At 63.1% G+C, this 12,671-nt stretch carries 6 protein-coding genes; all 6 read right to left on the bottom strand.

Going from position 1 to position 12,671, the window contains the following annotated elements:
• Nucleotides 1-17 precede the first annotated feature (17 nt).
• The gene (fusA, locus tag C1932_RS04100; protein ID WP_108748655.1) at nucleotides 18-2,159 is read right to left on the bottom strand and encodes an elongation factor G; all 2,142 of its coding nucleotides are present in this window, start codon (nucleotides 2,157-2,159) and stop codon (nucleotides 18-20) included.
• Between the two features lie 138 nt (nucleotides 2,160-2,297).
• Nucleotides 2,298-2,765 (bottom strand): 30S ribosomal protein S7, encoded by a 468-nt coding sequence (gene rpsG / locus C1932_RS04095; RefSeq protein ID WP_108748654.1) that lies wholly within the window; start codon nucleotides 2,763-2,765, stop codon nucleotides 2,298-2,300.
• A gap of 12 nt (nucleotides 2,766-2,777) precedes the next feature.
• Nucleotides 2,778-3,152: a 30S ribosomal protein S12 gene (gene rpsL, locus C1932_RS04090; RefSeq protein WP_004145320.1), complete on the bottom strand. Its 375-nt coding sequence runs from the start codon at nucleotides 3,150-3,152 to the stop codon at nucleotides 2,778-2,780.
• 282 nt (nucleotides 3,153-3,434) lie between these two features.
• A complete protein-coding gene (gene rpoC, locus C1932_RS04085; protein ID WP_108761317.1) occupies nucleotides 3,435-7,655 on the bottom strand; it encodes a DNA-directed RNA polymerase subunit beta' in 4,221 nt (1,406 codons plus the stop codon).
• A gap of 89 nt (nucleotides 7,656-7,744) precedes the next feature.
• Nucleotides 7,745-11,899 carry a DNA-directed RNA polymerase subunit beta gene (gene rpoB, locus C1932_RS04080; RefSeq protein ID WP_108751480.1) on the bottom strand — a complete coding sequence of 1,385 codons (4,155 nt, stop codon included), beginning with the start codon at nucleotides 11,897-11,899 and terminating at the stop codon, nucleotides 7,745-7,747.
• A gap of 344 nt (nucleotides 11,900-12,243) precedes the next feature.
• Nucleotides 12,244-12,612, bottom strand: coding sequence for a 50S ribosomal protein L7/L12 (gene rplL / locus C1932_RS04075; protein WP_108752271.1), 369 nt, complete (start codon nucleotides 12,610-12,612; stop codon nucleotides 12,244-12,246).
• Between the last annotated feature and the right edge of the window lie 59 nt (nucleotides 12,613-12,671).

The raw sequence follows: 12,671 nt of genomic DNA, 5'->3' as shown, positions 1-12,671 counted from the left end.
GAGAGGCTGAGCGAGGCTCAGCCCTTCTTCATGACGGCTTCGGCGATGTTGTTCGGCGCCGGCTCGTAATGGTCGAATTCCATGGTGAAGGTGGCGCGGCCCTGGGTCTGCGAACGCAGCGCAGTGGCGTAGCCGAACATTTCACCCAGCGGGATCATCGCGTTGATGATCGAAGCGGAGCCGTCACCGGTGGTGTCGGAACCCTGCAGCACGCCGCGACGACGGCTGACGTCGCCCATCACGTCACCCTGGTAGTCTTCCGGGGTCACGATCTCGACCTTCATGATCGGCTCCAGCAGGACCGGCTTGGCCTTGGAGAAGCCCTGCTTGAAGGCCATCGACGAGGCCAGCTTGAACGCCATTTCCGACGAGTCGACGTCGTGGTACGAGCCGAACACCAGCTTCACCTTGACGTCCACGACCGGGAAGCCAGCCAGCGGACCGCTGGTGATGGTTTCGCGCAGGCCCTTTTCGATCGACGGGATGAATTCCTTCGGAATCACACCACCGGTGATGTCGTTGATGAACAGGAAGTCGTCCTTGATCAGCGGAGCGATCTTGGCATCGGCACGGTCTTCAGCGGTGATCGGCGACAGTTCGATCACGACGTGACCGTACTGACCCTTACCACCGGACTGCTTGGCGTGCTTGTAGTCCGACTTCACGTCAGCCAGGGTGATGGTTTCGCGGTAAGCCACCTGCGGCGCGCCGACGTTGGCTTCAACGTTGAACTCGCGCTTCAGGCGGTCGACGATGATGTCCAGGTGCAGCTCGCCCATGCCCGAGATGATGGTCTGGCCGGATTCTTCGTCGGTCTTGACGCGGAACGACGGATCTTCCTGCGCCAGACGGCCCAGGGCCAGACCCATCTTTTCCTGGTCCGACTTGGTCTTCGGTTCGACGGCCATCGAGATCACCGGCTCCGGGAACGTCATGCGCTCCAGGATGATCGGCTGGTCGATCGAGCACAGGGTGTCACCAGTGGTGGTGTCCTTCAGGCCCACAGCAGCGGCGATGTCACCGGCCAGAACTTCCTTGATTTCTTCGCGGTTGTTCGAGTGCATCTGCAGGATGCGGCCGATGCGCTCCTTCTTGCCCTTCACCGAGTTCAGCACGGTGTCGCCGCCATTCAGGGTGCCCGAGTAGACACGGAAGAAGGTCAGCGCGCCGACGAACGGGTCGGTGATGATCTTGAAGGCCAGCGACGAGAACGGAGCCTTGTCGTCGGACTTGCGGGTCATGGCGACGTTTTCGTCGTCCACGTCGGTACCGGTCACGTCCGGCACGTCAACCGGCGACGGCAGCAGCTGGATCACGCCGTCCAGCATGGCCTGCACGCCCTTGTTCTTGAACGCCGAACCGCAGTACATCGGGACGATTTCGGTGGCCAGGGTACGGGTACGCAGCGCGTTGATGATTTCCGACTCGGCCAGCTCTTCGCCGCCCAGGTACTTTTCCATCAGCTCTTCGCTGGCTTCAGCCGCGGTCTCGATCATGAAGGTACGGGCTTCTTCAGCCTTTTCCTGCAGCTCGGCCGGGATTTCGCCGTACTCGAACTTCATGCCCTGCGAAGCTTCATCCCAGTGGATGGCCTTCATCTTCAGCAGGTCGACAACGCCCTTGAAGCCTTCTTCAGCGCCGATCGGCAGCTGCATCGGCACGGCGACGGCGCCGAGCTTGGCCTTCAGCTGGTCACGGACCTTGTAGAAGTTGGCGCCGGTGCGGTCCATCTTGTTGACGAACGCAATGCGCGGCACCTTGTAGCGGTTGGCCTGGCGCCACACGGTTTCCGACTGCGGCTGCACGCCACCGACGGCACACAGCACGAACACCGCACCGTCGAGCACGCGCAGCGAGCGCTCCACTTCGATGGTGAAGTCGACGTGCCCGGGGGTGTCGATGATGTTGAAGCGGTGCTCCGGCAGGGACTTGTCCATGCCCTTCCAGAACGCGGTGGTGGCAGCGGACTGGATCGTGATGCCACGTTCCTGTTCCTGCTCCATCCAGTCCATGGTGGCGGCGCCGTCGTGCACTTCACCGATCTTGTGGCTCTTGCCGGTGTAGAACAGGATGCGCTCGGACGTGGTGGTCTTGCCGGCATCGATGTGGGCCATGATGCCGAAGTTACGGTAACGCTCGATGGGAGTGGAACGGGCCACGGGGAGCCTCTCAGATTTCTTGGATTTCGGATGGCCGAACGCCGCCTTGCGGCGGCCTTCGGATTGGCGCAGCCCTTCTGGGGCCGCGAGGCAGCACCTTGATGGTGCTGCCCTGCCTGTTTTACAAGGCCGTCAAACTCACCAGCGGTAGTGGGCGAATGCCTTGTTGGCTTCGGCCATGCGGTGGGTTTCTTCGCGCTTCTTGATAGCGCCACCACGGTTTTCCGCGGCGTCGATCAGTTCAGCAGCCAGCTTCTTCGGCATGGTGTTCTCACCACGCTTGCGCGCGGAGTCGATCAGCCAACGCATGGCCAGGGCCATCTTGCGCGAGGCGCGCACTTCGACCGGCACCTGGTAGGTGGCGCCGCCGACGCGACGCGACTTCACTTCGACCGCCGGAGCGACGTTGTCCAGAGCCTTCTGCACCAGCTCGATCGAGTTGGCGTTCTTCTCGGAGATGACGTCCATGGCACCGTACACGATCTTTTCAGCGACGGACTTCTTGCCGCTCTGCATGACCATGTTGATGAAACGGGCGATGGTTTCGCTTCCGTGCTTCGGATCCGGCAGGACGGAACGCTGCGGAGTATTACCCTTACGCGACATAGTGCTCTCCCCTTAGGCCTTCGGACGCTTGGCGCCGTACTTGGAACGGGCCTGGCGACGCTTGGCAACGCCGGCGGCGTCGAGCGAGCCACGAACGGTGTGGTAACGCACACCCGGCAGATCCTTGACGCGACCGCCACGGATCAGGACCACGGAGTGCTCCTGCAGGTTGTGGCCTTCACCGCCGATGTAGGAAATGACTTCTTCCTGGTTGGTCAGGCGGACCTTGGCAACCTTGCGCAGAGCCGAGTTCGGCTTCTTCGGGGTGGTGGTGTAGACGCGCGTGCAGACGCCACGGCGCTGCGGGCACTTGTCGAGCGCCGGCGAGGCACTCTTGTACGTAGTAGCTTGCCGCGGCTTGCGGACCAGCTGGTTGATCGTCGCCATCAGTAGGTTCTTCTGATTGGTGGCCGGAAATCCGGCCAGAGATGCGGAAATGTTAAAGCAGGCCAAAATTCTGGCCTGCTGAGACAGACGATTGTAGCAACCTGTCAGGAACGCAGTCAAACGCGTTCTGTCAAGCCCGTTCCTGATCCTGGAACGTTACTGGGGGGCCTCCATGTACCCCGTTCAGGTTGGCGGGGTGAACCGCGAGCGGTCCACCCTGCCCTGTCCCAATCCCGTCGTTGCACGGACGGGGTGGTCCGGCGTTACGGCCGGACCGGTGTTTCAGTCTTCCGAAGCCTGTTCAGCTTCCACTTCGGCGGCCGGTGCTTCAGCCGCGGCCGGGGTACCGGTCAGGGCCTGCATCTCCGAGTCGGTGAGACCCGAAGCGCCACGACGGCGGCTGCTGTGGTAGGACAGGCCGGTACCGGCCGGAATCAGACGGCCGACGATGACGTTTTCCTTCAGGCCGCGCAGGTTGTCCTTGGTGCCGCGGACGGCAGCTTCGGTCAGCACGCGGGTGGTTTCCTGGAACGACGCCGCCGAGATGAACGATTCGGTCGCCAGCGATGCCTTGGTGATACCCAGCAGCACCGGATCGAAGTGAGCCGGCAGTTCGCTGCGGGTAGCCAGGCGCGCATTCTCCTCGATCACGCGCTGACGCTCCACCTGTTCACCGTTCAGGAACTTGCTGCTGCCCTGGTCGGTGATCTCGACCTTGCGCAGCATCTGGCGGGTGATGACTTCGATGTGCTTGTCGTTGATCTTCACGCCCTGCAGGCGGTACACGTCCTGGATTTCCTTCACCAGGTAGGCGGCCAGCGGTTCGACACCCAGCAGACGCAGGATGTCCTGCGGGCTCGGTTCGCCGTCCACGATGGTTTCGCCCTTGGTCACGTGCTCACCTTCGAACACGATCACCTGGCGGTACTTCGGAATCAGCTCTTCGTGTTCCGAACCATCGGTGTCCTTGATGATCAGGCGCTGCTTGCCCTTGGTGTCCTTGCCGAAGCTGATGATGCCCGAACGCTCGGCCAGCACCGCCGGATCCTTCGGCTTGCGCGCTTCGAACAGATCGGCCACGCGCGGCAGACCACCGGTGATGTCGCGGGTCTTGGACGCTTCCTGCGGAATCTTGGCGACCACGTCACCCACGCCGACGGCAGCGCCGTCCTGCAGGTTGACGATCGAGCGCGGCGGCAGCAGGTACTGCGCCGGCAGGTCGGTGCCCGGAATCGACAGGTCGTTGCCCTTGGCGTCGACGATGCGCACGATCGGGCGCAGATCCTTGGCCTGGGTACCACGACGCTTCGGATCGGTGATTTCGCGCGAAGCAAGGCCGGTCAGCTCGTCGGTCTTCTCGATGACGGTGATGCCGTCGACGAAGTCGATGAAGCGGATGAAGCCGGCCACTTCCGACACGATCGGGTGGTTATGCGGATCCCAGTTGGCCACGGTCTGGCCCGCCTTGATCGCATCACCGTCCTTGGACGTGATGGTCGCACCGTACGGCAGCTTGTAACGCTCACGCTCACGGCCGTGGGCATCGAGCACCGAGATTTCGCCCGAGCGCGACACTGCCACCAGCGAGCCGTTGGCATGCTCGACGGACTTGAGGTTGCTGAACTTGACCGAGCCGGTGGTCTTGACGGTGATGTTGTCGACCGCAGCAGCTCGCGACGCCGCACCACCGATGTGGAACGTACGCATGGTCAGCTGGGTACCCGGCTCACCGATGGACTGGGCGGCGATGACGCCGACCGCTTCACCGATGTTGACCAGGTGACCACGGGCCAGATCGCGGCCGTAGCAGCGCGAGCAGACACCGAAGGCCGATTCGCAGGAGATGGTCGAGCGGACCTTGATGGTCTGCACGCCGGCATCTTCCAGCTTGGCCACCCAGGCTTCGTCCAGCAGGGTGTTGCGGGTGACGATCGGATCTTCGTCGTTGCCCGGCAGGAACACGTCCTCGGCAACCACGCGACCCAGCACGCGGTCCTTCAGCGGCTCGACCACGTCGCCGCCTTCCACGATCGGGGTCATGATCAGGCCTTCGGTGGTACCGCAATCCACCTCGGTGATCACCACGTCCTGCGCGACGTCGACCAGACGACGGGTCAGGTAACCCGAGTTCGCGGTCTTCAGCGCGGTATCGGCCAGACCCTTACGGGCACCGTGGGTGGAGTTGAAGTACTCCTGCACGTTCAGGCCTTCGCGGAAGTTCGCCTTGATGGGCGTCTCGATGATCGAGCCATCGGGACGGGCCATCAGGCCGCGCATGCCGGCCAGCTGACGGATCTGCGCCTGGCTGCCTCGCGCACCGGAGTCGGCCATGATGTACAGCGAGTTCATCGACTTCTGGTCGATGGTTTCGCCCTTGGCGTTGACCACCTTTTCGGTACCAATGGTGTCCATCATCGCCTTGGCGATGCGTTCATTGGTACGCGACCAGATGTCGACCACCTTGTTGTAGCGCTCGCCGGCGGTGACCAGGCCCGACTGGTACTGCTCCTGGATTTCCAGCACTTCGGCTTCGGCCTCGGTGAGGATGCCCTTCTTCTCGTCGGGGATCAGCATGTCGTCGATACCGATGGAGACGCCGGCGCGGGTCGCGTAGGCGAAGCCGGTGTACATCAGCTTGTCGGCGAACACGACCGTGTCCTTCAGACCCAGCTGGCGGTAGCTGGAGTTGATCAGGCGGCTGATGTTCTTCTTGGTCAGCTCGGTGTTGGCCAGCGCGAACGGCAGGCCTTCCGGCAGGATTTCAGCCAGCAGGGCGCGACCGATCGTGGTGTCCACGATCGAGGTCTTGTTCTGCTTGTTGCCTTCCTCGTCGGTCACCACTTCGGTGATGCGGACCTTGACGCGCGCGTGCAGTTCCACCACGCGGTTGTCGTAGGCGCGCTTGACTTCGGCGATGTTGGCGAAGGCCATGCCCTCGCCCTTCTTGTTTTCCAGCGAGCGGGTCATGTAGTACAGACCCAGCACGACGTCCTGCGACGGCACGATGATCGGCTCGCCGTTGGCCGGCGACAGGATGTTGTTGGTGGACATCATCAGCGCACGCGCTTCCAGCTGGGCTTCCAGCGAGAGCGGCACGTGGACGGCCATCTGGTCACCATCGAAGTCGGCGTTGAACGCGGTGCAGACCAGCGGGTGCAGCTGGATGGCCTTGCCTTCGATCAGCACCGGCTCGAACGCCTGGATGCCCAGACGGTGCAGGGTCGGCGCACGGTTCAGCATCACCGGGTGTTCGCGGATGACCTCTTCCAGGATGTCCCAGACTTCGGCTTCTTCGCGCTCGACCAGCTTCTTGGCGGCCTTGATGGTGGTGGCCAGGCCACGACGCTGCAGCTTGGCGAAGACGAACGGCTTGAACAGTTCCAGCGCCATCTTCTTCGGCAGGCCGCACTGGTGCAGGCGCAGGTACGGACCGACCACGATGACCGAACGGCCCGAGTAGTCCACGCGCTTGCCCAGCAGGTTCTGGCGGAAGCGACCCTGCTTGCCCTTGATCATGTCGGCCAGCGACTTCAGCGGGCGCTTGTTGGTGCCGGTGATGGCACGGCCGCGACGGCCGTTGTCCAGCAGCGCATCGACCGATTCCTGCAGCATGCGCTTTTCATTGCGCACGATGATGTCCGGCGCGCTCAGTTCGAGCAGGCGGCGCAGGCGGTTGTTACGGTTGATGACGCGGCGGTACAGGTCGTTCAGGTCGGAGGTCGCGAAGCGGCCGCCGTCCAGCGGAACCAGCGGGCGCAGGTCCGGCGGCAGCACCGGCAGCACGGTCATGACCATCCATTCCGGACGGTTGCCCGATTCCAGGAAGGCTTCGATCAGCTTGATGCGCTTGGTCAGTCGCTTCAGCTTGGTTTCCGAACCGGTGCTGGCGATTTCTTCGCGCAGGCGGGTCATTTCCGACTGCAGGTCGATGGTGCGCAGCAGCTCGTACACGGCCTCGGCGCCCATGGCGGCGTCGAAGTCGTCACCGTGCTCCTGGCGGGCCTGCAGGTACTGTTCTTCGGTCAGCAGCTGGCGGCGCTCCAGGGCGGTCAGGCCCGGCTCGGTCACCACGTAGGCTTCGAAGTACAGCACGCGCTCGATGTCGCGCAGGGTCATGTCCAGCATCAGGCCGATGCGCGACGGCAGCGACTTCAGGAACCAGATGTGCGCGACCGGCGACGCCAGGTCGATGTGGCCCATGCGCTCGCGGCGTACCTTGGCCAGGGTCACTTCGGTGCCGCACTTTTCGCAGACCACGCCGCGATGCTTCATGCGCTTGTACTTGCCGCACAGGCACTCGTAGTCCTTCACCGGGCCGAAGATGGCGGCGCAGAACAGGCCGTCACGTTCCGGCTTGAAGGTACGGTAGTTGATGGTTTCCGGCTTCTTCACTTCGCCGAAGGACCACGAACGGATCAGGTCCGGCGAGGCCAGCGCGATCTTGATCGCGTCGAAGTCCAGCGTCTGGCGCTGCTGGTTGAAGAGGTTGAGCAGGTCTTTCATGGTGTTCTCCGAAAGGAGGAATGCTGTGTCGATGGGCTTTCAGTTCACTGCCAGCGGCGCGGCGGCGGTAACCGCCGCGCCGGCATGGATCAGTTGTCTTCCAGTTCCATGTTGATGGCCAGCGAGCGGATTTCCTTCACGAGCACGTTGAAGGATTCCGGCATGCCCGCGACCATCTCGTGCTCACCGTCGACGATGTTCTTGTACATCTGGTTGCGGCCCTGCACGTCATCGGACTTCACCGTCAGCATTTCCTGCAGGGTGTAGGCCGCGCCGTAGGCTTCCAGCGCCCAGACTTCCATTTCACCGAAGCGCTGGCCGCCGAACTGCGCCTTGCCGCCCAGCGGCTGCTGGGTGACGAGCGAGTACGGACCGGTCGAACGGGCGTGCATCTTGTCGTCGACCAGGTGGTTCAGCTTCAGGTAGTGCATGTAGCCAACGGTGGTGTGGCGATCGAAGGCTTCACCGGTGCGGCCGTCGTACAGCTGGGTCTGGCCACTGCTCGGCAGGTCGGCCAGTTCCAGCATGCGCTTGATCTCCGCTTCGGTGGCACCGTCGAACACCGGGGTGGCCATCGGCACGCCGTCGGTCAGGTTGCGGGCCAGGCGCAGCAGTTCCTCGTCGCTGAACTGCGACAGGTCGACACGGTTGGCCACGTTGGTGTCATCGTGGTTGTAGATGTCGTCCAGGAACTTGCGCAGGTCGGCCACGGCCGCCTGGGCTTCCATCATCGCCTGGATCTTGCGACCCAGACCCTTGGCGGCCCAACCCAGGTGCACTTCCAGGATCTGCCCGATGTTCATACGCGACGGCACGCCCAGCGGGTTCAGCACGATGTCCACGGTTTCGCCCGAGGCCATGTACGGCATGTCCTCGACCGGCACCACGTTGGACACCACACCCTTGTTACCGTGGCGGCCTGCCATCTTGTCGCCCGGCTGGATGCGGCGCTTCACGGCCAGGAACACCTTGACCATCTTCAGCACGCCCGGGGCGAGGTCGTCGCCGGCGGTGATCTTGCCGCGCTTGTCGGCGAAGCGACGCTCGAATTCCTTCTCGTGCGCCTGGATCTGCTTCTGTGCGCGCTCGATGGCTTCCGAAGCGTCCTCGTCCTTCATGCGCAGGGCGAACCAGTCGGCCTTCTTCAGACCGTCCAGGAAGGCGTCGGAGATCACGTCGCCCTTCTTCAGGCCGGCGCCACCGTTGACCACCTTGCCCACGATCTGCGAACGCAGACGCATGTAGATGGCCGCTTCCAGGATGCGGAACTGGTCGTCGAAGTCCTTCTTGACGCGCTTGATTTCAGATTCTTCGATCTGACGGGCGCGCTTGTCCTTCTCGATGCCATCGCGGGTGAAGACCTGCACGTCGATGACGGTGCCGTCCATGCCCGGCGGAACGCGCAGCGAGCTGTCCTTCACGTCCGAAGCCTTCTCGCCGAAGATCGCGCGCAGCAGCTTCTCTTCCGGGGTCAGCTGGCTTTCGCCCTTCGGGGTGACCTTGCCGACCATGATGTCGCCGGCGCGGACTTCGGCACCGATGTACACCACGCCGCTTTCGTCCAGGCGGTTCAGCGCCTGCTCGGAAACGTTCGGGATGTCGGCGGAGATTTCTTCCGGCCCCAGCTTGGTGTCACGCGCGACGCAGGTCAGCTCTTCGATGTGGATCGTGGTGTAACGATCCTCTTCCACCACGCGCTCGGAGAGCAGGATGGAGTCTTCGAAGTTGTAGCCGTTCCACGGCATGAACGCGATCAGCATGTTCTGGCCCAAGGCCAGTTCGCCGATGTCGGTGGACGGACCGTCGGCCAGCACGTCGCCGCGGGCGATGATGTCGCCCACCTGGACCAGCGGACGCTGGTTGATGCAGGTGTTCTGGTTCGAACGGGTGTACTTGACCAGGTTGTAGATGTCCACGCCGGCATCGGTGGCGCCGACGATTTCTTCTTCAACCACCTTCACCACGATGCGCGCGGCGTCGATCTGCACGATCTCGCCACCACGACGGGCATTGACGGTCACACCCGAGTCACGGGCCACGGCGCGTTCGATACCGGTACCCACCAGCGGCTTCTGCGCACGCAGGGTCGGCACGGCCTGGCGCTGCATGTTGGCGCCCATCAGTGCACGGTTGGCGTCATCGTGCTCCAGGAACGGCACCAGCGCGGCTGCGATCGACACGGTCTGCATCGGCGAGACGTCCATGAAGTGGACTTCTGCCGGCGGCTTCAGCAGCGATTCGCCCTGGAAGCGGCAGGGAACGAACTGCTCGGTCAGCACGCTGTTGGCGTCGGTCAGCGCGTTGGCCTGCGCAATGACGTACTCGTTTTCTTCGATGGCCGACAGGAATTCGACTTCGTCGTACACCTTGCCGTCCACGACCTTGCGGTACGGGGTCTCGAGGAAACCGTACTGGTTGGTGCGGGCGTACACGGCCAGCGAGTTGATCAGGCCGATGTTCGGGCCTTCCGGGGTTTCGATGGTGCAGACGCGGCCGTAATGGGTCGGGTGCACGTCGCGCACTTCGAAGCCTGCGCGCTCACGGGTCAGACCGCCCGGGCCCAGGGCCGAGACGCGACGCTTGTGGGTCACTTCCGACAGCGGGTTGTTCTGGTCCATGAACTGCGACAGCTGCGAGGAGCCGAAGAACTCCTTGATGGCTGCGGCGACCGGCTTGGCGTTGATCAGCTCCTGCGGGGTCAGGCCTTCGGATTCGGCCATCGACAGGCGTTCCTTGACCGCGCGCTCGACGCGGACCAGGCCCACGCGGAACACGTTCTCGGCCATTTCACCGACCGAACGCACGCGACGGTTGCCCAGGTGATCGATGTCATCGACCACGCCGCGACCGTTGCGGATCTCGGTCAGGACCTTGATCACGTCCAGGATGTCGGAGCTGTCGCCGTGGGCGGCAACCAGGCGCTTGGATTCTTCGTCGTTACGCTCGCCGTAGTACTTGCGGTCGTACAGCACGGCTTCGCCGGTGGTTTCCTTGCGGCCCACGCGACGGTTGAACTTCATGCGGCCGACCGCGGACAGGTCGTAGCGCTCGAAGGTGAAGAACAGGTTGTGGAACAGGTTCTGCGCGGCATCCTTGGTCGGCGGCTCGCCCGGACGCATCATGCGGTAGATTTCGACCAGGGCTTCCAGCTGGGTCTTGGTCGGATCGATGCGCAGGGTGTTGGACAGGTACGGGCCACGATCCAGGTCGTTCACCCACAGGGTGCCCACCGCATCGACGCCGGCCTTGCGGAAGTTCTGCAGCTGTTCGTCGCTGATTTCGTCGTTGGCCTGGGCCAGCAGTTCACCGGTCGACGCATCGACCACGTCGTGCGACAGGATGCGGCCGACGATGTAGTCGTCCGGCACGGCCAGGGCGGCAATGCCCGAGGCTTCCAGCTGCTTGATGTGGCGCGCGGTGATGCGCTTGCCGGCTTCCACGATGACCTTGTCGCCGTCGGCGAGGTCGAAGCCCAGGGTTTCGCCACGCAGGCGCTCGGGCACCAGCTCCAGCTGGACGCCTTCATCCGGGTTGATGTGGAAGGTGTTGATCTCGAAGAACTCGGCCAGCATCTCTTCGTTGCTGTAGCCAAGCGCGCGCAGCAGGATCGACACCGGCAGCTTGCGGCGGCGGTCGATACGGGTGAACAGCGCGTCCTTCGGGTCGAACTCGAAGTCCAGCCAGGAGCCGCGGTAAGGAATGATGCGGGCGCTGTACAGCAGCTTGCCCGAGCTGTGGGTCTTGCCACGGTCGTGGTCGAAGAACACACCCGGCGAGCGGTGCAGCTGCGAGACGATGACGCGCTCGGTGCCGTTGACGATGAAGGTGCCGTTTTCGGTCATCAGCGGGATTTCGCCCAGATAGACCTCCTGCTCCTTCACGTACTTGATGGCCTTGGTCGACGACTCACGGTCGTAGATGACCAGGCGCACGGTAACGCGCAGCGGCGCGCCGTAGCTCATGCCACGCTGGCGGCACTCACGCTCGTCGAAGACCGGGTCGCCCAGCTTGTAGCCGACGTATTCCAGGGCGGCATTGCCGCTGTAGCTGGCGATCGGGAAGACCGACTTCAGCGCAGCGTGCAGGCCGTAATCGGCGCGCTTGGCCGGATCGACGTTTTCCTGGAGGAAATCACGGTAGGAATCCACCTGGATGGCGAGCAGGAAGGGAACTTCCAGGATCGAGCGCTGCTTGCCGAAATCCTTGCGGATGCGCTTTTTTTCGGTGAACGAATAGGACGTCATGAGGTCTTCCACCTTGTTGTGCGGGTCGTGCGTCCACAACCCGAAGGGAACTTGAAATTGTCAGTTGGAAGTCGCTGGTATTGCCGGCACCAGCACGCCTTCTCCCGCTACTTCCAACTGCCAACTCGTCTGCTACCACGCCCCTGCTGCCGCGCGCTACGCTGGCCGGCCGGGGTTTGACTGCAGCCCGTGTTGGGCTTTTTGCCGCTTGTTGCATCCACGCATGGCGTGGATCTACCGATGGGTTCGGATCCACAGCACCGCAGGAACGACCAAAGGCCGGGGGCTTACGCCCCCAGCCTTGGCTGCATCGCCGTGAATCGATGACGATGCAAGGGAAGTGCTTACTTGACTTCGACAGTCGCGCCAGCAGCTTCCAGGTCCTTCTTCATCTTCTCGGCTTCGTCCTTCGAAGCGCCTTCCTTCAGGACGCCACCGGCTTCGGCCAGGTCCTTCGCTTCCTTCAGGCCCAGGCCGGTGATGGCGCGGACGGCCTTGATGACTTCGACCTTCTTGTCGCCGGCAGTCTTCAGGGTGACGGTGAATTCGGTCTGCTCTTCAACAGCGGCAGCCGGGCCAGCGGCAGCAGCCACGGCAACCGGAGCAGCGGCGGAGACGCCGAACTTTTCTTCGATGGCCTTGACCAGCTCCATCACTTCCATCAGGGACTTCTCGGCGATGGCGTCGACGATCTGTTCGTTGGTAAGGGACATGATAATTACCTTTGGATGTTTTTCTGGATTGAGGTTCCGTCAGGAACCACGATTAGTCG

The sequence above is a fragment of the Stenotrophomonas sp. YAU14D1_LEIMI4_1 genome, from assembly GCF_003086815.1.
Taxonomy (GTDB): Bacteria; Pseudomonadota; Gammaproteobacteria; order Xanthomonadales; family Xanthomonadaceae; genus Stenotrophomonas.
The sequence above is the reverse complement of the archived record's forward strand: the minus strand, read 5'-3'. Positions and strand labels throughout refer to the sequence as shown.